The sequence below is a fragment of the Achromobacter sp. HZ01 genome (assembly GCF_003267925.1).
Lineage (GTDB): Bacteria > Pseudomonadota > Gammaproteobacteria > Burkholderiales > Burkholderiaceae_B > Achromobacter > Achromobacter pulmonis_A.
This window is the reverse complement of sequence record NZ_LWKV01000001.1, coordinates 1,619,165-1,644,068: the sequence shown is the minus strand read 5'-3', so window position 1 is coordinate 1,644,068 and position 24,904 is coordinate 1,619,165. Positions and strand designations below refer to the sequence as shown.

Below are 24,904 nucleotides of genomic sequence, written 5' to 3'. Positions count from 1 at the left end.
GCCTCGGCCGGAACCCACGAATAGAAAGGGGAACAGGATGTTCGCGAATTCCACATTGCAGCGGATCGGATGCGGCATGGTCATGGGCGCCGCCCTGTTGGCCAGCGCCATGGCGCCGGCAGGCGCGGCGGAGGACACACCCAAAAAGGGCGGGACTCTGATCTATGCGAGCCTGTCCGGCCCGGGCACCCTTGATCCCCAGGTTGCGGCCAGCATGGTGGATCTGGAAGTGATCCACCATCTGTACGAAGGCCTGGTGACCATCGACGGCTCCTACAACACCAAGCCCTTGCTGGCCCGCGAGGTCAAGGTCAGCGACGACCTCAAGACCTATACCTTCCTGCTGCGCAAAGGCGTCAAGTTCCATAACGGCAAGGTCATGACCTCCGAGGACGTGAAGGCGACCTTCGAGCGCTATGCCCGTGTCAGCCCGAACAAGGCGGCGCTGGATGATGTGGAAAGCTACGAAGCGCCCGACGCCGATACCTTCATCATCCGTCTGAAGAAAACGAATGCGGCGTTCCTCGATGTCCTGAAGACGCCGGTCTATCCCTTCGTGATCCTGCCCTCGGAACAGAAGGACAAGCCGGCGCGCGGCATAGACATCATCGGCACCGGCGTTTTCAAGCTGGGCCAATGGGTCAAGGACAGCCATCTGGTGATCCAGCGCTTTGCGGATTATGTGCCCGACGACCAGGCGCAAGGCCCCGACGGATTCGCCGGCAAGCGCACTGCCTACGTCGATGCCGTGCGTTTCAACTTCGTACCCGAGGCCAATGCGCGCGTCGCGGCGATGCAGACGGGCGAAGCCCTCTTTACCTCCACCATCCCGCCGGAATTGGCCGCCAGGCTGAAGAGCCAGAAGCACTTGCAGGAAGTGACGGTCTACCCGTACTGCCAGCAATATCTGATCGTGCATTCGCAACAGGCTCCCACCGACAACGTCAAGGTGCGCCAGGCAATTCGCGAGGCGGTGCACGTGGACGACATCATGAAAGTGATCGGCGCGTCCAAGAAGAACCACTCCATGGTCTATCCGGAAGGCGCGTATTACGGGGGCAAGGTCACCGATGGCCGCTACAACCAGAACGATCCGAAGAAGGCGCGCGAACTGCTCAAGGAAGCGGGCTACAAAGACACGCCTATCGTGCTGCAGACGAACAACAACTACGACTACATGCGCGACGCCATCCTGGTCCTTTCGGAGCAGCTCAAGGCGGCCGGGATGAATGTCAAGATCGACATCACCGACTGGACCACCAACGCCTCCAATCTCCAGACGGGCAAGGGCAACTGGAACGTCTCCACCACCAGCTTCTGCTCCAACCCCATCCTGGGCCCGCAGCAGTGGCAGTCCATGATCTACAACTTCCCGCACGTGAAGGACGACAAGGTGCTCGATGGCGCCTACGAAACCTTCTACAAGACGGCCGATCTGGCCGGCCGCAAGGCCGCGTGGCTGGACATCGAGCAGCGCGTGCTGGATGAGGCATACATGATCAAGGTGGCCGACCGCGGCAACGTGCAGGTCATCAATACGCGCAAGGTGGGCGGGTTCAGGCCGTACTACATGAATCACTTCTGGAACGTGTGGCTCAAGTAGGAAGCGGCGACCATGTTCCATACCGTTTCCACTCGTATCGCGCAGGCGGTTCCGGTCATGCTGATCGTGGCCGTCCTGACCTTCTTCCTGATGCACCTGCTGCCCGGGGACCCGGCCGTCATCATCGCCGGCGACCAGGCCGGCCCGGAAGCCATCGAGGCCATGCGCCGCACGCTGGGGCTGGACAGGCCCTTGCTTGAGCAGCTCTGGTTGTGGCTGACGCATCTGGCCCAGGGCAATTTCGGCGAGTCCCTGGTGCTCAACCAGCCCGTGCTGTCCGCCGTCGCCGAGCGCATGCCCGTCACCTTGTCGCTGGCGGCCGTGGCATTCGCCATTACCTTACCGGTGGGCATTGCGTTGGGCATCACCGCGGCCTATTGGCGCGATTCCTGGCTGGATTCGGCCGTCATGGGCTTTGCCTTGCTGGGCGTGTCGGTGCCCAACTTCTGGATTGCGACGCTCTCGGTCATTCTGTTCAGCGTCAATCTGGGGTGGTTGCCCTCCGCCGGCTATGTGCCCATGGAAGACGGCTTCTTCGAATGGCTGGGCGCGCTGATCCAGCCGGCCGCCGTGCTGGCGCTGTTCCAGATCGGCTTTCTGGCGCGTATGACGCGCTCCGAGATGCTGGAAATCCTGGACCAGGACTACGTGCGCACGGCCCGCGCCAAAGGCGTGTCGGAGTTCTTCACCGTCTCCAAGCACGCATTCCGCAATACGCTGGTCCAGGTGTTGACGGTGGGCGGGTACATCGTCAGCCTGCTGATCGGCGGCTCGGTGGTCGTGGAGCAGGTGTTCGCGCTGCCGGGCATCGGCCGGCTGCTGGTGCAGGCCATCATGGCCCGCGACTATCCGACCGTGCAGGGCACCATGCTGCTGCTGGGCTTCGCCTTCGTGTTGATCAACGTGTTGATCGATGTGCTCTATACCTTCATCGACCCGCGGGTGCGCTATGACTGATATTGCGATCAACAGCCAGGCGCAGGCGGCGCCCGCCGTATCCAGCGCCCGGCGCCGTGTCTTCAAACGCCTGTGGCGGCACCGCTCGTTCAGGATCGGCGCCGCCATCCTGCTGGTCATCATCGCCGGTGCGGTGTTCGCTCCGTTCATTACGTCGGGCGATCCGATGGCGATGCGCATTTCCGACCGCTTCCATCCGCCCTCGTGGCAACATCCGTTCGGCGCGGATATGTACGGCCGGGACGTCTTTACTCGCGTACTGTATGGAGCCCGCCTGTCTCTGTGGATCGGCCTGGCGGTGTCGGTGCTGGCAGCTATCGGCGGATCGCTGGTGGGGATGATCGCCGGTTATTTCAGCTGGCTGGATTCGTTCTTGATGCGCATCATGGACGCGCTGCTGGCGTTCCCGGCGATTCTGCTGGCCATCGGCATCAATGCGGTGCTCGGCCCGCAGATCCATAGCGTGATCATTGCACTGGCCTTCGCCTATGTGCCTCGCATCGCGCGCATTGTGCGGGCCACGGTGCTGGTGATCCGCCGGCTGGACTATGTGGACGCGGCCCGCATCAGCGGCGCCAGCGCGTGGCGCATCATCGGCCGCCACATATTCCCGAATACGCTGGCGCCGTTGCTGGTCTCGCTGACCTTCATTTTCGCCTACGCCATCCTGGCCGAGGCCACGCTCAGTTTCCTGGGCATCGGCCCTCCGCCGCCGATGCCGAGCTGGGGCAACGTTATTTCCGAGGGGCGGGATTACGCCGTCGAAGCCTGGTGGATCATGCTGTTTCCGGGGCTGGCCATCAGCCTGTCGGCATTGGCCATCAACCTGCTGGGCGACGGGCTGCGCGACGTTCTCGATCCCCGGCTGAAAGTGGAGGGCGCATGATGAACCAGCCCTTGTTGGAGGTGGATGACCTCAGCGTGGACTTTCGCACGGACGCCGGCTGGACGCGCGCGGTCAGCAATGTCAGCTTTTCGCTGGACGCGAACCGTTCATTGGGCATCGTCGGCGAGTCGGGCAGCGGCAAGAGCGTCTGCGCGCTGTCCATCCTGCGGCTGCACCATAAGCGCACCTCGCGCATGCCCGGATCGGCGATACGCTTCGAGGGCAAGGACCTGCTTGCCATGCCCGAAGGCGGCCTGCGCCAGGTGCGCGGCGGCGACATCGCGATGATCTTCCAGGATCCCATGACGTCGCTCAACCCGGTGCTGACCATCGCGGACCAGATTGGCGAAACGCTGCGCATACACCAGGGCATGGACAAGGCCGCCGCACGGCGCCGTGCTGTCGAGCTGCTGGACATGGTGCGCATTCCCGACGCCCGGCGCCGTGTGGACGAGTATCCGCACCGCCTGTCCGGCGGCATGCGGCAGCGGGTCATGATCGCGATGGCGATCGCCTGCCGCCCCAAACTGCTGATTGCGGACGAGCCCACGACGGCGCTGGACGTCACCATCCAGGCCCAGATCATGCAACTGCTGCGCGAGCTCCAAGCCGAGATCGGCATGTCCGTCATCCTGATTTCCCACGACCTTGGTCTGGTTGCCGAGTTCGTCGAGCGCGTCATCGTGATGTACGCCGGCCACATCGTCGAGGAAGCCGGCGCCGCGCAGATGTTCGAAAAACCTCTGCATCCCTATACCGAAGGTTTGCTGCGCGCCATTCCGGACCTGGACGCCGATCATGAGCGTCTGCTGGCCATTCCCGGCAGCATTCCGGCCTCGGGGAATTGGCCGCAGGGCTGCCGCTTCGGGCCGCGCTGCGGCCGTGCGGAGCCTGCCTGTCTGGCTGCGCCGGTGCCTATCCAGGCCTTGCCGTCGGGACGCATCCTGCGCTGCCCGCCCCGCGCGGCTGAGCAGCTAAAGGAGGAGATCGCCGCATGAGCCAGAATCCTATCGTGCAGGTCAGCGGCTTGAGCCGCGATTTCAAACTGGGCCGGAGCGCCGGCAAGAACGCCGTCCTGCGGGCGGTCGACCAGGTGAGCTTCGACATTCATCACGGCGAGACCATCGGCCTCGTGGGGGAGTCCGGGTCCGGCAAATCCACGATCGGCCGGATGATGATCGGACTGCTGGAACCCTCGGAGGGCGATATCCGCCTGTTCGGAAAATCCATCGCCGGGCCGCAGGGGCGGGCCAATCTGGCCGCGGTGCGGCAACGCATCCAGTTTGTGTTCCAGGACCCGTATTCCTCGTTGAATCCGCGCATGCGGGTGGGCGATGCGGTCGCCGAGCCGCTGGATATCGCGCGCAAATCCACGCGCAAGGAGCGCCAGGAGAGGGTGGCCGAATTGTTCGACATGGTGGGGCTTCCCGCTGCCTTCGCGGGACGCTTCCCGCACGAATTCTCCGGCGGGCAGCGCCAGCGCATCGTGATCGCCCGGGCGCTCGCGCTCAATCCGGATTTCGTGGTGTGCGACGAGGCGGTGGCGTCCCTGGACGTTTCCATGCAGGCCCAGATCGTCAACCTGTTGATGGACCTGCAGCAACGGCTGGGCCTGAGCTACCTGTTCATCGCCCACGACCTGGCCGTCGTGAAAGCCATTTCCCATCGCGTGGCGGTGCTGTACGCCGGGGAGATCGTGGAGATCGGCAACAAGCGTTCGCTTTACGCCGCGCCGCGCCATCCCTACACGCAGGCCCTGCTCAAGGCCGTGCCGCGTCCGGTGGCGGGCCGTGTGCGTCCGCCGCCGATCAAGGGAGAGTTGCTCAGCGTGCTGAACCGGCCTGCCGGATGCAGCCTGAGCCCGCGCTGTCCGCATGCGGCCGCGCGTTGCCGGGAAGAAAAGCCCCTGCTGCGCGAAGTCGAACCCGGCTGGCTCGTGGCCTGCCACTTCCATGAAACCCTGGCCGCCCAACCCGCGTCCTGACCGCAACGATCGAGGAATGTCCGTCATGTCCGACCCGCAGCAGCCCGCCCGTCCCGAGTTCGGCCCCTTGAACCAGCGCGCGCGCCCCACGGGCGTCATGCATCCCGACCGGGCGCTGCACCTGTCGCACTGGTACGAGGCGCCCAGCGAGGACCCGTCGCTGCCGGAGGTCTATGTCTACACCGACGCCATGTCCTACGAGGCCGGCCAGGAGGTCGCCTTCCATGCCTCCAGCACCGCGCAGCGCTGGACGCTAGAGGTCTGGCTGGACGGCGCGGCGCCGCAATGCGTGCACAGCCAGCAGAACATCGCCGGCGAGTTCGCGGCCATGCCCGACCAGGCTTACCGCAACGGCTGCGGCTGGCCCGAGGCGCATCGCTGGCGCCTGCCGCCAGACGCCACCAGCGGCTTCTACCGGGTGGCCGCGCATTGCGAGCGGTCGGATGGTTCGCGCTTTCTGCAGCACCATTTCTTTGTCGTGCGTCCAAAATCGGGGCAAGGCGCGCGTCCGGGCAAGTTCCTGTTCCTTTTGTCGACGTCCACCTGGATGGCCTATAACGATTGGGGCGGCGCCAATGCCTATGACGGCATCGACGGGCCGCAGCGGAATCAGTTCTCGCCCGTGCTCAGCAACCAGCGCCCCTGGACGCGCGGGCTGGTATGGCTTCCGCCGGGTGCGCCGCGCCTGTGCGATCCGGTGCCCCGCGAGCCCTGGGAGGCGCCGCGCTATCCCACCAAGGAGTGGGCCTACACCAACGGCTTCGCGCAGTACTACGCATCCTCGGGCTGGGCGCACTTCGAACGGCATTTCGCGGTGTGGGCGCAGCGCGAAGGCTATGCCTTCGACATGGCAACGCAGACCGATCTGCACTACCGCCCCGAGATCCTGCAGGACTACAGCACGGTGGTCATTGCGGGCCACGACGAGTACTGGACCCGCGGCATGCGCGAGTCCATCGACCGCTTCGTGGAGCAGGGCGGCAGCGTGGCGCGATTCGCCGGCAACTTCATGTGGCAGATCCGCCTCGAGGACGAAGGGCGGACGCAGGTCTGCTACAAGGCCCGAGCCAAGACCGAAGACCCGGTAGCCGGCGGCCCGGCGCACGCGACCCTGACGGGCGCCTGGGAAGAGCAGGCCGTGAACTGGCCTGGCGCCACAACCTTCGGCGTCAACGGCATGCGTGGCGTGTACTCGTCCTGGGGCGGTTTCGCGCCGCGAGCCAGTCGGGGGTTCACGGTGTACCGGCCTCGCCATTGGGCGTTCGAAGGGCTGGACATGCACTACGGCGATGTCATGGGCGCGCAGGCCGGTATCTTCGCCTATGAGGTCGATGGCCTGGAATACACCTTCCGGCATGGCCTGCCATATCCGACCCACGAGGATGGCGCGCCGAAAAGCGCCGAGATACTGGCCATGTCGCCGGCGCTCTATGGCGAAGAAATGCACGACGGCGAGGGCTTCCGGTACTACCTCAAGGACGGCGGCCTCGCGCGCAAGGCCGAGGCCTTGAGCGGCGAGTCCACGCCAGAGGCGATCGCCCGCCATCAATACGGCTCAGGCATGATCGTCTCGATGACGCGCGGCCAGGGCGAGGTGTTCACCGCGGGCAGCTGCGAATGGGTCATGGGCCTGACGCGCAACTGCTATTACACCCAGGGCGTCACGCGCAACGTGCTGGACCGCTTCCTCGCCAAAGGACGGGCTTAGTCCGTCTTCCAGCCCCACTTCATGAAAATGGCCCTGCCTTCCGGGGCCGTCAGGAAGTCGACGAACGGCTGGGCCTGCGGATTGGCCTTGCCTTTGCCGGTCACGACGGCGCCAGCATCCCGGTAGATACGGTACGGTTCCTCACACCGAATGTGCGCGACCTGCCCGGCTCGAGTCTTGGATAGCATGTATATGGCTCCTGCTCCCTTGGTTGTCAAAATTCGCTGACATACCTTTCGGCCAACGCTGACATACGAGGACCGTGCGTCCGTTGCACACCGGCGCATACCGATTCAGAAGCGGCGGACGATATGAAAGACCGGCTTTACACGGCGCCTCAGCGCGACATGCAGTTTGACGCTCGCGCGCCTAGTGGCCCGCCGCTAGCCGGGAGCCGTCTGTGACGACAGGCTGCTCCCGACCCGTAGCGGCCGCTCGCTTGACCGGTTCAAGTGCCCGTTTTGCGCCCTACCTCGGGTCACGCGATTACGTCAATTTCCGGAAGTGACTCAGGCAGTCGTAGCATTAAAGCAAGGCGCAGTCAGACTGCCACAGTAGCTGAGAGAACGAAATCGTTAGCTACTTTTGAAAGAGAACTTGTTGGCGATGTATTTGGCCGAATTTTCGATGTAGGGAAACACTGTACTTTCGTTGATATTGAGCTGGTCAAGTTGCTTGAGCACGGCCCTCTTGTCCGTAACGGCGATTCGGCGTACCGAAATCTCCGGAGTACCGTCCTCATCCAGTGTGGCTTCATGACCATACAGCAAGAACGCACCGGACTGGAACGCAATCCGGCTGTTAGTGTGCTTGCCCTTGACGCAAATAACAGAGCGAAGGTCACGTGGATCGAGACGCCCCTCAAAGAATGGCTTCTCTTCCTTGATGAAATGTAGAAGGCGTTTCACCGCAGGCTGCTTATTGAACTCCCGGATTGCGTTTCCACTGTAGTCGATCGCTTCTTTACTCTGCTGGGGGAGGCGGGTCAGATTTGCAATGCAGCTCGCAGTATCGGAGTCAAAGTATCTGATTTGATTCCGATCCATGGAGAACACGATGACCTCACCCTCTACATCAATATGACTCTTGCAGGCAAAGTACAGCGCGATCAACGGATTAGACGTAATGTCTAATAATCGAGTCGGCAGAGAGTAATGCTGCATCCGCACCAATCGGTCTAGTGTGTAGATATCTCCCTGGAAGTCTGTCGAGTTTGAGACCAATAGTTCCCTATACATACGGTCTTCCGCAGTAAGGTTGAGAAAGTCCCCGTTGTCGTCTTTTCGGAAGATCGACGGCTCCAACCGATATTTTGTACGATTGGAGTGTCCTCGATAGAAAACCTCCTTCCCGCCATGATCCAGTCCAAGCACGGTCTCGATGAAGGTACCAACGCTGTCAGCACGGTTTGACGGAACGATAGGTGGAGGTAGATCTGACTTTGCCAGCTTTGGAGGGGCGGCGACCGCAGGGATCAGCCTTGCTGTTGTCAGCACTTCGAACAGATCCTGGTCCTTAATCGCCCAATGAGTGCGGGTAAGCTCCCAATCGCGAATGTCCAACGCTAATTGATGGGGCTCGATTCGTTCGAATGCGATGGGCGGAATTTCGGGATCTAGTTCCGGAACTAAATACAATGTCCGGCCATCGTTACGCAGTTTGATTGACTTCAGCCGTCCGACCCGCATGGGTTGGTCCTTTCCCTCGTAAGCGAACAGACAAGGTAGGCCCAGCAAAGTACTGAGTTGCGGCTCCTTTAGCTCTTGAAATCGGTCAGCGATCTCGCTGCTGGTGTATTCCAGGAATCGGCTACGTTCGTAGGCGTAGCCAGGAAGAGTCCACGCATCGTCTTTTGCTGTTACGAGGAAGTTGAACATGCTGCTTTCTAAATGAAGGTGAAGTTAGCCTATGACGATACCCGATGCGCCGCCCCGGCAAGCGATCGATTAACGCAGCTTGACCGAATACTGTAGGCGTCGGGAGAGGTGCTTCCAGTGCGTTTCTGCGCTGGGTGCCTCTGCCTAGAGTGGATATGGCTTGGCGTTGTCCGGATGACCAATCCTGGCCGGGGAGCCGTCTATGACGACAGACCGCTCCCGACCCTGATCTGACTTTGCTGAACTGACGAGCGACACCTCTAATACGTTTAAAAGGCCGCTGGTCGTTTCGTATTTTACTAAAACAGGATTCAAGATTTTATTGATTTAGCTAGACGTTAGAAAATTGTTCATATAAATTTCTCGGCATAAAATATATATCGTTCATGGGCGCCTGCATAAAGTTTTTTTGTACGTAGTGAAACAGTCCGTCAATAAACTGAAACAAAGCCGCAAATCCTTGTGAACTTGCGCCGCGACGGCAACGATACATTAAAGGCTCTAGCGTAAGTATGGCGTCGACAACTCCGTCAGCGCTACGCAGTTTTTCGCCTAGCGTTCCTTCATTTTGCCATCCCTTGTAGCCTACTATAAATACTGGAATCTGTTGTGGAGGGTATTTCTCATTAACTATGAGGGAGGAATAAGACTGCGTCTCATAGACTGGCTGAGGTGATGTACCTGGGTGGCCCAAGGCACGAGCATAAGCACCGGACCTGTCCAGCATTAGCGCTAGTTCTTTGTCGCGATCAGGTATGAAAATTCGCTTTAGCTCCTTGATTTTGGTAGCCGTGGCTAGTGCTTCGTCCCATTGCCCACCTAAATTGCTTTTCGTTTCTATTGCGGCAGCAACACCTTCTGCCAGATAAAGTCGCGGACCGCCGAACAAATACGGGAAGCTCATGAAATTTGCGTATTCGATGACAATATCTACTTGGCCACTTTTCTTTGTGTGTCCATCAATGATGTCCCCGCTTCCAAAGCGATAATTTGGGGGAAATATCTGAGATAAAAATGTATTGACGAATAGCTCTCGCTCATGCCCTTTGCTTGCGCTACTTAGCTCTCCGCTTCCATAAAAACCTGCCATCATCATCTTGTGAATAGCTTCAAGTCGTGGTTTTAAGAATATTTCGAAAGATGTATTATTGTCCATAATCTGTCATATTTTTTGCGGTTCGCGTGCGTGTATTTAGTTGTCAAGGTTCCCGAATTCTATTAATTTTGTGAACTGCTTTGGCACCAGGCAATGAGTTCAGATCTGTCATCCCTACCGCTATCCATTACCTCGAGAAGGATAAGTAAAGGAGCGGTAAATTTGTAAGATGGAGTCATGATAGATCGAATTCCAAACGAGATGATGGCTCAAGAGGAATGTGGACGCGGAGCAAAGGCGGTGAGAGATTGTTGCGCAAGCCTCAGGTGTTGCTTCAGGTGGTAGTTTGACGAGAAGTTCGCTCCGCCCCCACCCATCTTCCGGCAGACCTCGGGCACAACTGTTCCCAGTTCCGCCTGCTTGAGCGCGAAGGCTACCGGCTGGTGTCCACCTGAACGGGGAACTTACGTATCCGCACATCGGACTATTAGTGGCGCCCAACCGAGTCACCGCGTAGGAGGTTAATCTTCGCGTCTCGACTAGCATCTGGGGGCCGGCGTCTGGCAGTAGCTAGCGCCACATATTTCTACAGGCGGCAAGCTATCCATCGATGGGTTCTCCGGGGTCGCGGAAGTAAAACGAGAGTCTGAACAGTTAAGGTAACAGAGGCCCAGAGAATGGCTACGGCGCTACATCAGAAGTTTCTAGAAAAGTCCCATTCAGCAATGCTTGCTGCTATAGAGGTGTACAACAGCCCCACCTTTTCATACCGTGAGGAAACGTTTTGCATCCTCGCGGTCAATGCTTGGGAACTGCTGCTGAAGGCCAAGCTACTGAAGGATGCCAAGAACGATCCGAAAATTATCCAAGTGCGCGAGCCGCGCAAATTGAAGGGTGGGGGCAAGAGCACGAAGCACATGACGGTGAAGAAAAACCGTACTGGCAATCCGATGACCTTGCAGTTGACTGCGTGCATTACTGCCTTGGAAAAGTCTGAGGGGCCCGCCGACCGAGTGCCTCAAGCGGCGTCATTGAATCTTGAATCCCTAATTGACGTTCGTGACAATGCAACTCACTTTATTGTCGCGAGTGCTCTGTTACAACGGAACGTGTTGGAATTGGCTTGCGCTAGCGTTCGCAATTACGTTTTATTGAGCAAGAGGTGGTTCGACCGAGATTTCTCCAGTTCCCTGTCACTGATGCTGCCCGTAGCGTTTTTTCACGGTGTCGATGAGTTGGCGGCCGTGGTGGTCACGAAGGATGAAAAGCGCCTAATCGACCGCCTACAGGCGACGGCAACACAGGCAGGCGCCGACGGTGAATACCAAGTTGCGGTGCGCGTAGATGTAAGACTGCACCGCTCCAATTTGGATACAGCGGCTAATGTTCAGGTCACCCGGGATCCCGAAGCCTTGGCAATACGTCTAGACGAGAACCAACTTATGGCGGCGTATCCATGGACATATGCAGATTTGCAGGCTCAGTTGAGGCGACGCAAGCCCGACATCAAGTTCAACAAAGAATTTCACCTCCTCAAGAAGCCTTTGATGCTGGAAAAGGGGCTGGTGCATTCGAGACTTCTTGATCCGAACAATCCAAAGAGCAGCAAAAAGGACTTTTACAGTCCGAATATGCGTGATCGAATTTTGGACGCGTACGCGGATCAATCCGATCACTAAATGGTGGTACTTATCATGGGGGCGCCCAACGAGTTGGCAAAGAAGCGTCGCGACATGGCCGCTCGCTCATGGATAAATAGTCCCTTGGTCAACGTAACTACGCGCAGGACAATGGCTCTTATTGGCCGAAAGCCGTCCTCAATGTCAAGAGATCAAGCCAAAATTCGAACTCCCGAACAAACGGCCCGCATGAGCTTCCCAGATCACACCGACATCACTACTCCGATTAATTCCTGTTAAAGCCACATTCCCGAGTCATTAACACAGACTTCCAGTGCTCTTCACGAGCCAGAATCTCGTCTTTCGTTGAATGGATATCCGCTATCTCAAGCAGCGAGAACCTCAAATCCGCCAGCCGGTCCGCAGAAGAAAGCCTGAATTCTTCCTTCAAGGCCACATTGCCCCCGTGTCCATTCTGCGCGTAGGCGCACCAGCGTCCCCAGATGCCCTCGGTACCGTCCGCCTTGCCTACATAGAGCTGATGCGTTTTCCTGTCGGAAATCAGGTAGATGCCTTTCACATTGGACAGGGCAGTACGCCAGGTCGGTATGTTGTCTCTTACGATGATGTCGAGCTGAGCCTTGGGCACATCCACCCGCTTGTAGCCAGGGAAATCCGCAATGCTGAGCCGGCGGGGCAGGAGCTGGCTTACCACCAGTTCGGCCTCCAGCGTTTCCCCATACACATAGGAATTGCGTTTTGTGTAGGGGCTGGAAGCATATAGCCTGCCGACCAGGTCTTCACAGGCGCTGATTCGCTCCAGTTCATAGATGAAGTGCGCAGGCGGCGTTGCTACTGCCTGGCAGTCTTTCACGCGATACAGTCCGACGAACAGCCACGAAGTTGTCGTCCCGGCTTGGACGAAAGACAACACGAATTCTCGTTGAAAGTTACGGCTGCGTTGCCAGGATTGCCACTCATCGAATCGTCCCTCGATGAACACGTCTAGCGGCTGCTCATACTGGTTGAAGCGCGCAAGATGGACTTTGCAATTCCGGGCTTCCAGTGAAGGGTATTGAATCCGCAGCAAATCAAAGACTTTCATAGCTCAACTCAGCAAGAAGACGATGAAGTTTATGCCGCAGCCAATGATTCTGTTCTTTCCCGTTTCCCCAGGCTCGTGACGGCGCCTCGGAGGAGAAGCCTAACCGGATCACCGACGCTCCGATGCTGATCTGGCCGGCAGCCTGAGGTCGGGCGGCGAACCGCAAGACCTCATCCGCCGCGCCCCTTGCGATGCCGCGCCGCATTGGCAAGGTCAGCGATCGGCGCCAACAGCTCCCGGTCGAAGCTCTCGAGCGGCTGGCCGGCGCGCAGCCTCGCGGGCCAGTCGGCGTGCGTGAGCGCGCCGCGCCCCAGCGAAACGAAGTCCGCCTCGTCGCGCGCCATCATGCCGGCCGCCGCCATCGGGTCGTGCAGCGAGCCGTTGGCCAGCACGGGGACTGGAACATGCCGCCGCGCCAGCGCCGCGAGACTCGGGCCCTGCGCGCCGAAGGCCGGGCGCCAGGCCTCGAATTCGGTGGTGTGCAGGTAGTCGATGGGCTGCGCGCCCAGCGTGCGGAAGATCTGCGCGGCGTCGGCCTCGGCGCCGGGCCATTTGTGGGTGAAGTCGTTGACCTTGCCCTGCGAGCTGCGCACGCCTACGGTGAAGCCCGGCTCCGTGGCCTGGCGCACAGCCTGGATGACTTCCACCGTCAGGCGCAGCCGGTTGTCCAGGCTGCCGCCGTAGCGGTCCGCGCGCCGGTTGGTGTAGTCGGTGAGGAACTGGTCCAGCAGATAGCCGTTGGCGCCATGGATCTCGACGCCGTCGAATCCGGCCTGCTGCGCCCTGCGCGCCGCCTGTGCGAAGCCTGCGACCGCGACCGCGATGTCTTGGTCCGTCATGGCTTCGGGCAGCCGGTACGGGCCTGCTCCGCGGTAGAACGTCATCTGCTGCCCGCGCGGCAACACGGCCGAGGGACCTTTGGTGGTGGCGCGATGGGGATTGCCCTGCGACAGCGCGCCCGCGTGCATGAGTTGAGCGACGATGCGGGCGCCGTGCGCATGGACGCGGTCCACGACGGGGCGCCAGGCATCGCGCTGGGCGTCGTCGGCCAGGCCGGGCTGGAACAGGTAGCCCTGCGCGTGGGCCTGGTCCGTATAGACGCCTTCGGTGATCACCAGACCGAAGCCGCCGGCGGCGTAGGCTTCGTAGTAGTCGGCCATCTGCGGCGTGGCGCGGCCGTCGGCCGTGGCGCTGACGCGGGTCATGGGCGCGACGGCGAGGCGGTTGGCCAGGCGCAGGCCGTTGCCCAGCCGCAGCGGCGTGTACAGTGCGGCGTGCGCGCCCATGTCAGCGGCCCTCCTGGGCACGCACGGCCGCGATGGCCTCGATCTCGATCATGGCGGCGGGGTCGTACAGCGCCTTGATCTCGGCGATGGTGTCGGCCGGGTAGGGGGCCGAGAAATGACGGCGGCGCAGCGCCACCACGTCCTTGAAGTGCCCCATGTCGGTGACGAAGATGGTGACCTTGATGACGTCCTTCAGGCTGGAGCCGCCGGCTTCCAGCGCGCGGCGCAGGTTGTGGAAGGCCTGTTCGCCCTGCGCCAGGAAACCGCCGTCGACGATCTTGCCGTCGTCGCCGGCGCCGGCCTGGCCGGAGATGAACAGCAGGTCGCCGAAGCGGATGCCCTGCGACAGCAGGAAGGGTTCGTAGTTGTCGGGCTGGGTGACGACGCGTTGTAGCATGATGAGAATTCCTTATTCATGGTCGATCGGGGAATCAGCCAGGGATGGCCGACCCATGCCGGTAATTTAGGGATGCGAGGCTTCGGTGACAAAGGTTCATTTGTCAGCTATAAGGTGAGTAAAACTCATCTGTAGGGCAAATCATGCAACGCCGATCCCTTCCGCTGTCCGGGCTGCGCGTATTCGAGGCGGCCGCGCGCCTGGGCAGTTTCAAGGCCGCCGCCCAGGAGTTGGCGGTGACGCCAACCGCGGTCAGCCACCAGATCCGCGCGCTGGAGGCGCAGACCGGGCTGGCGCTGTTCGAGCGCCACGTGCGCAGGGTGTCTTTGACCGAGGCGGGCGTGCAGCTTTATCCGGTGCTGCGCGACGGGTTCGATGCCTTCGAGGCGACGCTGGCGCGCCTGACGCATGCGCGCACGCGCATGCAGGTGACCATCTCGGCGACCAATGCCTTCACCGTGAAGTGGCTGGTGCCGCGCATGGCCGATTTCCGCAGCCGGCATCCGGGCATCGACCTGCAGTTGCAGGCCAGCGATGAGGTGGTGGACCTGAGATCCGCGGCGGTGGACATTGCGATCCGCTACGGCCGCGGGCCGTATCCGGGCCTGGTTGCCCGGCCGCTGTTCACCGACCGCTTTGCGCCCGTGGCCAATCCGCGGCTGGGCGTGGAATCACCGGACGATCTGGCGCGCGTGCCCTTGATCCGTTTCGACTGGAAGCGGCCGCAGGCCGAGAACCCGACCTGGGAGCGCTGGTTCAGGATCGCGCGGCGGCGCGAGCCGCGGCAGGCAAGCGAGCTGCGGTTCTCGGATGAAGGCCATGCCATACAGGCCGCCGTCGCCGGGCATGGGGTGGCGCTGGTCAGCCTGGCGCTGATCGCCGAGGAGCTGGAGGCGGGCCACCTGGTGCAGCCGTTCGGGCCGGTGATCTCGGGGCACACCTATCATCTGGCCAAGCCCGCGGACCGGCCGCCGTCGCCGCCGGTGCGCGCCGTTGCGGACTGGCTGGAAACGCAGGCGGGGCTGGAAGCTACGCCCTGAACGACGCAAACCCGTCCCAGCACTGGCGCGTGAATTCGTACAAGGCGTCTTGCGCCGTCAAGGGCGTGCGTCCTTTCAGCCGCGCCAGCGCATAGTGGCCCTGGCGCTGCGGGTCCGGCGGAATCGGCACTTCGACCAGCTGCCCGGCTTCCTGCTGCCGGCGGGTGACGCAGATCACGCCCAGCAGCAGGGTGTCGGAATGCAGCGTCAGCTCGACCAGCGCGTCCAGGTTTTCGCAGCGGTGGGTGACCATTTGCTCGGGCGCGCCGCCCGGTCCCAGCGTTTCGGCCAGGCGCAGCGAGACTTCGGGGCTCAGCGTGCTGGAGGCCACGGGATAGCGGCGGACCTGTTCGATGCCCGGGCGCCGGTGGGCCAGGATGGGATGGCCCTTGCGGCAGACCAGCCCGGCGCGCAGCGGCGGCAGGGCGCGGGTTTCGAGGTCGGCCGCGTCATACAGCATGCGGGCGTCGCACACCATGGCGTCGACGCGCTCGGCGCGCAGCATGTCCAGCAAGGCGGCGGTGGCGCCCAGTTCCACGCCGACGCGCACCTGCGGATGGCGCTCGGCCATGTGGGTCAGAAAGGGCGAGAGCAGCAGCGAGGCGGGCGCGGGGCTCAGGCCGATGGATAGCGTGCCCGATTCGCCGCTGTGCAGGGTCTTGAGTTCGCGCTGCAGTTCGGCTTCCTCGAAGCGCATGCGGCGCGCGCGTTCGGCCACGCAGGCGCCGTAGGGCGTCAGGCGCACGCGGCGCGTGCCGCGGTCCAGCAGCGGCAGGCCCAGCTCGGCTTCCAGCGCCTGGATGCTGCGGCTGAGCGCGGGCTGCGACAGGTTTACCGCATCCGCCGCCCGCGAATAAGTGCCGTGTTCCACGACCGCGAGCAGGTGTTTGAGTTTCTGGAAGTCCATGATCCAAGCGCATCAATACTATGAAATAAATGCATTGGAATTATAAATTGGCAGTTCGTATGATGGTCCGCTGACGGCGCCCGGCAGAGGCGCCGCGATCCGCGCGCGGGACTCGCACTGTGGCGCGGCCAGTCAAATACGGAGACAGAAACTGATGAAGCAGCACTTGTTGTCGGCCGCCATCCTGGCGGCCTGCGCGGCCGTGGGCGCCCAGGCCCAGGCCCAGGACGTCCAGCAGCATTCCCGCCAGCATGCCGAGGCGCCGGCGCGTCCGGCCGGCGTCGCCGGCGGGCAGGTCACGATACGGCGCGACGGCTATGGCATGCCGCATGTGTACGCCAATACCGTGTACGGGATTTTCTATGGCTACGGCTATGCCGTGGCGCAGGACCGGCTGTTCCAGATGGAGATGGCCCGGCGCAGCACGCAGGGCCGGGTGGCCGAGGTGCTGGGGTCGGCCATGGTGGCTTTCGACAAGTCCATCCGCGGCAATTTCTCGCCCGAGCGCATCCAGCGCCAGCTGGCCGCGCTGCCGGCCTCGGAACGGCAGATCCTGGACGGCTATGCGGCCGGCATGAACGCGTGGATCGCGAAGGTGCGCGCCGAGCCGGGCAGCCTGATGCCCAAGGAGTTCAACGACCTGGGCTTCCAGCCCGGCGACTGGACCGCGTACGACGTGGCGATGGTGTTCGTGGGCACCATGGCCAACCGCTTTTCCGACGCCAATAGCGAGATCGACAACCTCGCGCTGCTGACCGCGTTGAAGGACAAGCACGGAGACGAGCGCGCCATGCAGATCTTCAACCAGCTGCGCTGGATGAACGACAGCCGCGCGCCCACTACGGTGCCCGAGGAAGACGGCGTGTACCAACCCGACGCCGCCCGGCCGGCGGCCAGGCTGTCCTATGCCTTGCCGCGCTATGACGGCACGCCGCCCATGCTGGAGCGCGTGGCGCGCGATCCGCAGACGCGCGGCGTGGTGGACGAGCCGCCCGCCGCCGCCCGCGCGCAGCTGCTGGCGCAGTTCGCCGAGACGGGCCAGCCGGGCATCGCCGGTTTCCCGACCACCAGCAATATGTGGATCGTGGGACGCGAACACGCCAAGGACGCCCGCGCCATTCTGTTGAACGGGCCGCAGTTCGGCTGGTGGAACCCGGCCTACACGTATGGCATCGGCCTGCACGGCGCGGGCTTCGACGTGGTGGGCAATACGCCGTTCGCCTATCCCAGCATTCTGTTCGGCCACAACGCGCACGTGACCTGGGGTTCGACCGCGGGCTTCGGCGACGACGTGGACATCTACGCCGAAAAGCTCGATCCCGACGACCGCACGCGCTATTTCCACGACGGCGCCTGGAAGACCATGGAAAAGCGCAGCGAGCTCATCCAGGTCAAGGACGGCCAGCCGGTGCTGATGGATGTGTATCGCACGGTGCACGGCATCGTCACCAAGTTCGACGAGAAGAACAACGTGGCCTACGCCAAGGCGCGCGCCTGGGAAGGCTTCGAACTGCAGTCGCTGATGGCCTGGACCCACAAGACCCAGGCGCGCAACTGGGAGCAATGGAAAGCGCAGGCCGCGCGCCACGCCCTGACCATCAACTGGTATTACGCGGACGACCGCGGCAATATCGGCTACGCGCACACGGGCTTCTATCCCAAGCGCCGCGCCGGCCACGATCCGCGCCTGCCGGTGCCCGGCACCGGCGAGATGGACTGGGACGGCATGCTGCCGTTCTCGACCAATCCGCAGGTCTACAACCCGCGCCAGGGCTTTATCGCCAACTGGAACAACCAGCCCATGCGCGGCTACCCGTCCACCGATCTGTTCGCCATTGTGTGGGGCCAGGCCGACCGCTACGCCGAGATCGAGACCCGCCTGCGGGCCATGACGGCCAACGGCGGCAAGGTCAGCGCGCAGCAGATGTGGGACCTGATCCGCACCACCAGCTACGCCGACGTCAATCGCCGCCATTTCCTGCCGTTCCTGCAGCAGGCGGTGCAGGGGCTGCCGGCCGACGACGCCCGGGCGCGGATGGTCGCGGCGCTGGCGTCGTGGGACGGCATGGCGACCAGCGACAGGCAGCCCGGCTATTACGACAATGCCGGGCCGGCCGTGATGGACGCGTGGCTGCGCGCCATGCTCAAGCGTACGCTGGCCGACGAGATGCCGGCCGACTTCTTCAAGTGGTACAGCGCCACCGGCTATCCCACGCCGGCCGCGCCCGCCACCGGTTCGCTCAACCTGACGGTGGGCTCCAAGGTGCTGTACAACGCGCTGGCCGGGCGCGCGTCCGGGGTGCCGCAGCGCTACGACTTCTTCAACGGCCAGCCGCCGCAGGCGGTGACGCTGGCCGCGCTGGACGACGCGCTCGCCGCCCTGCGCAAGACCTATGGCGACGACCCGGCCGGCTGGCGGATTCCGGCGCCGCCCATGGTGTTCGCGCCCAAGAACTTCCTGGGCGTGCCGCAGGCCGACGAGAAGGCGGTGCTGAGCCATCCCGCCACCCACAACCGCGGAACCGAGAACAACATGACGGTGTTCGACGCCCGCGGCGTGCGGGCGGTGGACGTGGTGGCGCCGGGGCAGAGCGGTTTCGTGGCCCCGGACGGCACGGCCTCGCCCCACACCCGCGACCAGTTCGACCTGTACGCCAGCTTCGGCAGCAAGCGGGTCTGGTTCACCGAGGCCGAAGTCCGCGCCAACGCTAAGTCGGTAGAGACGTTGCGCTACTGACCGCGTAGCCGCCCTGGTGGCTGGCCAGGCGCGCATAGACCCCTTGCCGCCTGAGCAGCTGGTCGTGCGTGCCGGCCTCGGCCAGCGTGCCGCGGTCCAGCACCAGGATCAGGTCGGCGTCGCGGATCGTCGACAGGCGGTGCGCGATGACCAGCGTGGTCCGGTGGCGCATCAGCACGTCCAGCGCGCCGCGCACCTGCATTTCCGACAGCGTGTCCAGGTGCGAGGTGGCCTCGTCCAGGATCAGCACCGGGGCGTTCTTCAGGAAGGCGCGGGCGATGGAGATGCGCTGGCGCTGGCCGCCCGACAGCTGCATGCCGCGCTCGCCCACGCGCGTGGCGATCCCGTCGGGCAGGCTGCGCACGAAGTCGGCCAGGGCCGCCTGTTCCAGCGCGCGCGCCAGTTCCCCGGGGCTGGCCTCGGGCCGGGCCAGGCGGATATTGCCTTCCAGCGTGTCGTTGAACAGATAGGTGTCCTGGGTCACCAGCGCCACCTGTTCGCGCAGGGCGTCGAGCCGCAGCCGGCGCACGTCCACCCCGTCCAGCTTGACCGCGCCCGTGCGCGGGTCCCAGAAGCGCAGCAGCAGGCTGGCCACGGTGCTCTTGCCCGCGCCCGAGGCGCCCACCACGGCCACCGTGGATCCGGCCGGAACCGTGAAGCTCAGGTCGCGCAAGGTGTCCTCGCGCTTGCCCGGGTAGGCGAAGCTGACGTGCTCGAACGCCAGCGACAGGCCGTGGGCCGCCGCCGGCGCGGGCAGCGGGCCGTCGGTGACCGGTTCGGGTTCGTTGGCCACCACGTGCAGGCGGCGGGTGGCGGCGATGGTGTCGGCCAGCTGCCGGCTGACCTGCGAGATTTCCGAGACCGGCAGGAAAGTGGCCAGCGCGATCAGCACCAGCAGCGGCAGCATGCCGGCCGACAGCGCGCCGGCGGCCACCTGCAGCGCGCCCACGACGGCCACGGCCAGGCCGCCCAGCCCCATCGCGACCTCGAACCAGGCGGTCTGGCGCGACAGGTCGTCCAGGATCTCCAGGCGGCGGATGCGGTAGCGGTCGGCCACCTGCAGGAACTGCGCGCGGCGGCGTTCCGTGGCCTGGAACGCGGTCAGGTCGGCCAGACCCTGGATGGTGTCGGTGGCGTGCGCGCTCATTTCTCCCAAGGCATGGCGCGCCTTGTCGCCCAGCGCGTCGACCTTGCGCCGTCCGCGCACCGGCGACACCAGCGCATAGGCCAGGAAGGGCAGCAGCGCCAGCGCCACCGGCCAGCTGTAGACCGCCAGGAATCCCAGCACCGACAGCGGCACCAGCACCGACACGATGGCCGGCGCGATGGTGTGGGCATAGAAGTACTCCACCATCTCCACGTCCTGCGTCGCCAGCGCGACCAGGTCGCCGGAGCGGCGCTGCAGCAGATAGGCCGGCGCCAGCCGTTCCAGCTTGTCGTAAAGCTTGATCCGCATGTCGGCCAGCAGCTGATAGGCCATGGCGTGCGCCAGCCACGACTCCAGCCAGTGGAACAGCGCGGCCAGCGGCGCGACGACCAGCAGCGCGACGATCAGCCCCGACACCTCGCGGCCGTCGCGGATGGCGGCGACGATCAGCGCGCTCAGCACGCCCACGCCGATGAAGGCGGCCACCCGCGCCACGCCCAGCAGGATGGTGGCGATCAGCGTGCCGCGCCAGGGCTGCACCACCGACAGCAGCGTGCCCAGCGTGTCGCGCCAGCCCACGCGCGCGGCGTCCGCGTCCAGCGTGCGCATCGCCGGGCTTGTCGTGTCCGGCTCCTTGCCGGAGGTTTCGCCGGGCGCGCCGCGTTCGGCGGCGGGCAGAGGGGACGCCGCGGCCGGCTGCCGGTGCGCCTCGGCCTGCTCGCACATCAGCCGGTAATACAGCCCGCCTTGGGCCATCAGCGCGGCATGGGCGCCGGCCTCGACCACGCGGCCCCGGTCCAGCACCAGGCAGCGGTCCGCGCCGATGACGCTGGCCAGGCGGTGCGCCAGTATCAGCGTGGTGCGCCCGGCCATCAGCCGGTCGAGCGCCTGCTGGATGAGCGCCTCGTTCTCGGTGTCCACTGAGGACAGCGCTTCGTCCAGGATCAGGATGGGCGCGTCGCGCAGCAGCGCGCGCGCGATCGCCACGCGCTGGCGCTGGCCGCCCGACAATTGCAGGCCGCGTTCGCCGATGCGGGTGTCGTAGCCGTCGGGCAGCGCCATGATGAAATCGTCGATATTGGCCGCGCGGGCCGCGGCGCGCACCTGTTCCTGCGTGGCGTCCGGGCGCCCCAGCCGCAGGTTTTCGTCGATGCTGCCATGGAACAGCGTGATGTCCTGGCTGACCAGCGCGATGTGCGACAGCAGCGCCTGGGTGTCCAGTTCGTTCACGTCGCGCCCGCCGACCCGGATGCGGCCGGCCTGCGGCACGCATTCGCGCAGCAGCAGGCGCACGATGGTGGACTTGCCCGCGCCGCTGGGCCCGACCACGCCGACCCGTTCGCCGGCCGCGATACGGAAGCTCAGGCCCTGGTGCGCGCGGCGCTCGAGCGTGTACGAGAACGCCACGTCCTCGAATTCGATGGTGGGTTCCAGCCGCGCCGGCGCGCCGCCGGCCTGGGGCAGGGCGGGCGCCGGCGTGAGCGGCCGCGCGTCCATCAGGGCGTGGATGCTGACCGCGGCCGATTGGCCCAGCATGCCCCGGTGCAGCACCGAGCGCAGGTCGCGCAGCGGCCGGAAAATTTCGGTGCCGGCCATCAGCACGATCAGCAGGGCTTCCACGCTCATGTCGCCGGCGGCCACGCGCCAGGCGCCCAGCGTCAGGGCCAGCGCCGCGCCCAGCGCCACGCCCAGGTCGCTGATGCCGCGCGTCAGCAGGCTCACCGACAGCACCCAGAAAGTATTGTCCGACAGGCTGCGGGCGCGGGTGGCCAGGCGCCGGCCCCAGGCCTTGCCCTGGCCATACGATTTCAGGGTGGGCAGGCCTTGCACCGCGTCCAGGAAGTCTTCCCCGAACTCGTTCAGGGCGTTGGTGCGCGCCAGGCTGGCGCGGCGGTCCAGCATGTGCACGGCCATCGGCCCGAACAGCGCGAACAGCGCCGCCACCAGGAACACCAGCGCGGTCGGCACGTCCCAGAAGGCGATCACCGCGAAAATGGCGAAGGGCGCCGCGGCCGCAATGGCCACCTGCGGCAGGTATTGGCCGAAGAAAGTCTGCAACTGTTCCACGCCGTCGACCACGGTCAGCATCACGCCGCCGGTGCGCCGGTTGGCGAACCAGGCCGGACCCAGCGCCACGATGCGGTCGTACAGCCGGCCGCGCAGCGCCTGCTGCACCTCGGCCGAGCAGCGGTTGGCCTGCACCGTGCGCCAGTGGTCCAGGCCGGCGCGCAGCAGCACCATGGCGGCCGCGTACAGCGCCGGTTCGGCCCATTGCCGCCACGGCGCGGCCTCGAACACCCGGGCCAGCAGCTGGCCCAGGAACACATAGCGCGCGATGCCCGCGGCCAGGGCCAGCAGCCCCAGCAGAATGCCGCCCGCCATGCCGGCGCGCAGTCCTTCGGTCAGCCGCCACAATCGTGAATCGAAGTACATTGCACTCTCCTTCCCTGAGCCTGCATGGTCCCCGATCGCCGGCCCGGGCGAAAGCGATAGTTTTTCAATCAAGGGTCGAGATAAACTCAACCCATGCCCGATCTTCCCAACCGCACTCCGCCATTGGCCGCCCTGCGGGCCTTCGAGGCCGTGGCGCGCCTGGGCAGCCTCAGCCGCGCCGCCGCCGAACTCAGCGTCACCAAGAGCGCCGTCAGCCACCAGCTGCGCGCGCTGGAAGCCGACCTGGGCGTCACGCTGCTGCGCCGCGGCGGCACGGTGCGCCGCGCCGAAACCACGGCCGAAGGCGCCGACCTGCTGGCATCGGTGCAACAGGCCTTGACCCTGCTGGAGACCGCGTGCCGCAACGTCCGCATGGCCGCGCGCGGCAGGCGGCGCTATACCCTGAACGTGTCCGCCAACCCTTCGCTGGCCTCGCTGTGGCTGGCCCCGCGCATCGGCCGTTTCATCGAACTGCACCCCGACATCGACATCCAGGTCTATCTGCACGCCAGCCAGGACCCCGCCTGGAAAAGCCAGGACATCGACCTGGCCTTCCTGCACGTGCGCGCGCTCGGACCGCACAACCCCGAGCCCGGCGACATCCCGCTCATGACCGAAACCGTGGTGCCGGTGTGCAGCCCGGCCCTGGTGCCCGCGGCCGAGCGCGACGACCCCAGGGTGTTCACGCGCCACCGCTGGCTGGAGGAAAAGCACGTCGACAGTCCCGAAACCGACTGGCGCATCTGGCGCCCGCGTCTGGGCCTGGGCGAATCCGACTGGCAGGAGCCCATGGTGCTGAGCGGCATGAGCACGATCGCCGCGGCGGCTGCCGCCGGCGTCGGCATCGCGCTGGGACGCGCGCCGCTGATCGACGAGGAACTGGCCAGCGGCCGCCTGGTGCCGCTGGTGCCGCGGCTGAGCATGGCCGGATCGTGGGGGTACGTGATGCGGATTCAGCCGAACCGGCCGATGGACGCTTCACTGCCTGCGCTGGTGGAGTTTTTGCTGGAGGAGGGGAAAAGCAGGGGGGCGTGGCAGGCTGGCGGGGCCGCCTAGCGGATGCGGCCTTGCACCCCGGCGGCAGGCGCGGACGGGATCGCTTCACTCCCCGAACAAGCTCTCCACGCTCTCCCGGACCAGCCCGAACAACTCCACCGCCAGCGCCGACGGATCGGCGTCGCGCAGCCGGAAAATGGCCACCGGCGGCAAGGGAATCCGCGGCCGCACGTCCAGCAGCGCCAGGTTCAGGCGCTGCGCCAGATAGGCCGCCGAGTCCGATCGCAACAGGCCGATGAAGCCGGGCTGTTCGGCGACCACGGCGCCGATGAAGGGCGGGCTGGATTCGACGGTGGCGGGCGGGACGGGCAGCTTCTTCTTCAGCAGGGCCGCGCGCAGCGCGCTGCGCACCAGGGAGTCCCTGGACGGCATCACCCAGGAGTGGGGCAATAGCTCCGCGATAGGCACGGGCCGGCCGGCCAGGCCCATGTCGCGGTGCGCGACGAAGCGCACCTCGTCCGGATACAGCACTTCGACGTGGAGCAGGGCGGCTTCCTCGTCGCTCAGGTTGCGGCTGGGCAGGCTGCCGATGACGAAGTCCAGTTCGCCGGCCATCAGCATGTCGAACAGGCGGCTGGCGATGCCGTCGATGATTTCCACGTGGGCCTGCTGGTGGCGGGCCGCGATCCGCGCGACCGGGCGCGATAGCAGGGACATGCCGGTATACGAGGGGGCGCCGGCGCGCAGCGTGCGGATGGGGCTGCGCTGCAGCTCGGCCAGTTCGGATTCGAGGCGCGCCAGCTTGTTGACGATGAGGCGGGCGTCGTGCACCAGCGAGCGGCCGAATTCGGTCAGGGAAACCCCGTCGCGGCGGCGCTCGAAAACGGCCGCGCCCAGCGTGTCTTCCATTTCGCGGGCCATTTTGCTGATGGCGGGCTGGGACAGCGCCATGCTGTCGGCCAGCTGGCGAAACGACAGCCCTTCGGAGACGCCCTTGATCAGTTCGAACTGCTTGAGGCGCAGGCGGTTGAGGAGTTTGCCGCTGCCTGCCGGGGCCGGAGCTAAGGGCATGGCTTATCCAAAAGTTATCACCAGGTGATTTTATTTCAGTTATCAGTTAATGGCG

Annotated in this window: 19 protein-coding genes; 10 read left to right on the top strand and 9 right to left on the bottom strand. The window is 64.3% G+C overall.

Annotation, left to right across the window (positions count from 1 at the left end):
• Positions 1-37 precede the first annotated feature (37 nt).
• Genes A6B37_RS07655 through A6B37_RS07630 form a run of 6 tightly spaced genes read left to right on the top strand, consistent with a single transcriptional unit; the run spans position 38 to position 7,138 of the window.
• Entirely contained in the window at positions 38-1,603 is a 1,566-nt protein-coding gene (locus A6B37_RS07655; RefSeq protein WP_210405781.1) for an ABC transporter substrate-binding protein, read from the top strand.
• Between the two features lie 12 nt (positions 1,604-1,615).
• A complete protein-coding gene (locus tag A6B37_RS07650) occupies positions 1,616-2,560 on the top strand; it encodes an ABC transporter permease (protein ID WP_210405780.1) in 945 nt (314 codons plus the stop codon).
• Positions 2,553-3,446, top strand: a complete 894-nt coding sequence (locus tag A6B37_RS07645) for an ABC transporter permease (protein ID WP_102771427.1) — start codon at positions 2,553-2,555, stop codon at positions 3,444-3,446. The genes A6B37_RS07650 and A6B37_RS07645 overlap by 8 nt, the downstream gene beginning before the upstream one ends.
• Positions 3,443-4,444 carry an ABC transporter ATP-binding protein gene (locus A6B37_RS07640; RefSeq protein WP_210405779.1) on the top strand — a complete coding sequence of 334 codons (1,002 nt, stop codon included), beginning with the start codon at positions 3,443-3,445 and terminating at the stop codon, positions 4,442-4,444. Before A6B37_RS07645 ends, A6B37_RS07640 begins: the two co-directional genes overlap by 4 nt.
• Positions 4,441-5,430, top strand: coding sequence for an oligopeptide/dipeptide ABC transporter ATP-binding protein (locus A6B37_RS07635; RefSeq protein ID WP_102771425.1), 990 nt, complete (start codon positions 4,441-4,443; stop codon positions 5,428-5,430). Before A6B37_RS07640 ends, A6B37_RS07635 begins: the two co-directional genes overlap by 4 nt.
• 25 nt (positions 5,431-5,455) lie before the next feature.
• Positions 5,456-7,138, top strand: coding sequence for a N,N-dimethylformamidase beta subunit family domain-containing protein (locus A6B37_RS07630; protein WP_111825368.1), 1,683 nt, complete (start codon positions 5,456-5,458; stop codon positions 7,136-7,138).
• Here A6B37_RS07630 and A6B37_RS07625 read toward each other — a convergent pair.
• The 3 genes from A6B37_RS07625 to A6B37_RS25950 all read right to left on the bottom strand — a co-directional run bounded on the left by A6B37_RS07625 (position 7,135) and on the right by A6B37_RS25950 (position 10,171).
• Positions 7,135-7,425, bottom strand: coding sequence for a substrate-binding domain-containing protein (locus A6B37_RS07625; protein ID WP_348639086.1), 291 nt, complete (start codon positions 7,423-7,425; stop codon positions 7,135-7,137). The two genes, A6B37_RS07630 and A6B37_RS07625, sit on opposite strands and share 4 nt — an antisense overlap.
• A 288-nt stretch (positions 7,426-7,713) precedes the next feature.
• Positions 7,714-9,015, bottom strand: a complete 1,302-nt coding sequence (locus tag A6B37_RS07620) for an FRG domain-containing protein (RefSeq protein WP_111825367.1) — start codon at positions 9,013-9,015, stop codon at positions 7,714-7,716.
• Positions 9,016-9,346: 331 nt separating this feature from the next.
• The gene (locus A6B37_RS25950) at positions 9,347-10,171 is read right to left on the bottom strand and encodes a DUF6602 domain-containing protein (protein WP_146747999.1); all 825 of its coding nucleotides are present in this window, start codon (positions 10,169-10,171) and stop codon (positions 9,347-9,349) included.
• Positions 10,172-10,788: 617 nt separating this feature from the next.
• On the opposite strand from A6B37_RS25950, the gene A6B37_RS07615 reads away from it, so the two are divergent.
• Complete coding sequence (locus A6B37_RS07615) at positions 10,789-11,790, top strand: DUF3644 domain-containing protein (RefSeq protein WP_111825366.1); 1,002 nt, start codon at positions 10,789-10,791, stop codon at positions 11,788-11,790.
• Between the two features lie 226 nt (positions 11,791-12,016).
• Here the strand turns inward: A6B37_RS07615 and A6B37_RS07610 are convergent, their stop codons facing one another.
• The 3 genes from A6B37_RS07610 to A6B37_RS07600 form a co-directional block, all read right to left on the bottom strand.
• Complete coding sequence (locus A6B37_RS07610) at positions 12,017-12,835, bottom strand: GIY-YIG nuclease family protein (RefSeq protein ID WP_111825365.1); 819 nt, start codon at positions 12,833-12,835, stop codon at positions 12,017-12,019.
• 170 nt (positions 12,836-13,005) lie between these two features.
• The gene (locus A6B37_RS07605) at positions 13,006-14,121 is read right to left on the bottom strand and encodes an NADH:flavin oxidoreductase (RefSeq protein WP_111825364.1); all 1,116 of its coding nucleotides are present in this window, start codon (positions 14,119-14,121) and stop codon (positions 13,006-13,008) included.
• A 1-nt stretch (position 14,122) separates the two neighbouring features.
• The gene (locus tag A6B37_RS07600) at positions 14,123-14,518 is read right to left on the bottom strand and encodes a RidA family protein (RefSeq protein WP_111825363.1); all 396 of its coding nucleotides are present in this window, start codon (positions 14,516-14,518) and stop codon (positions 14,123-14,125) included.
• 143 nt (positions 14,519-14,661) lie between these two features.
• Here A6B37_RS07600 and A6B37_RS07595 point away from each other — a divergent pair, with 143 nt between their 5' ends.
• Positions 14,662-15,558 carry a LysR substrate-binding domain-containing protein gene (locus A6B37_RS07595; RefSeq protein ID WP_111825362.1) on the top strand — a complete coding sequence of 299 codons (897 nt, stop codon included), beginning with the start codon at positions 14,662-14,664 and terminating at the stop codon, positions 15,556-15,558.
• Here the strand turns inward: A6B37_RS07595 and A6B37_RS07590 are convergent.
• A complete protein-coding gene (locus A6B37_RS07590; RefSeq protein WP_111825361.1) occupies positions 15,548-16,465 on the bottom strand; it encodes a LysR family transcriptional regulator in 918 nt (305 codons plus the stop codon). The genes A6B37_RS07595 and A6B37_RS07590 overlap by 11 nt on opposite strands.
• Positions 16,466-16,619: 154 nt before the next feature.
• Between A6B37_RS07590 and A6B37_RS07585 the strand changes: the two genes are divergently transcribed.
• Positions 16,620-19,202: a penicillin G acylase gene (locus A6B37_RS07585; RefSeq protein ID WP_111825360.1), complete on the top strand. Its 2,583-nt coding sequence runs from the start codon at positions 16,620-16,622 to the stop codon at positions 19,200-19,202.
• Here the strand turns inward: A6B37_RS07585 and cydC are convergent.
• Entirely contained in the window at positions 19,174-22,782 is a 3,609-nt protein-coding gene (gene cydC, locus A6B37_RS07580) for a thiol reductant ABC exporter subunit CydC (RefSeq protein WP_111825359.1), read from the bottom strand. The genes A6B37_RS07585 and cydC overlap by 29 nt on opposite strands.
• Before the next feature lie 93 nt (positions 22,783-22,875).
• Between cydC and A6B37_RS07575 the strand changes: the two genes are divergently transcribed.
• A complete protein-coding gene (locus A6B37_RS07575; protein WP_102776110.1) occupies positions 22,876-23,838 on the top strand; it encodes a LysR substrate-binding domain-containing protein in 963 nt (320 codons plus the stop codon).
• A gap of 45 nt (positions 23,839-23,883) precedes the next feature.
• Here A6B37_RS07575 and A6B37_RS07570 read toward each other — a convergent pair whose 3' ends face one another.
• On the bottom strand, positions 23,884-24,849 hold the full coding sequence (locus A6B37_RS07570; RefSeq protein WP_102776109.1) for a LysR family transcriptional regulator: 966 nt from the start codon (positions 24,847-24,849) through the stop codon (positions 23,884-23,886).
• Positions 24,850-24,904: the final 55 nt, after the last annotated feature.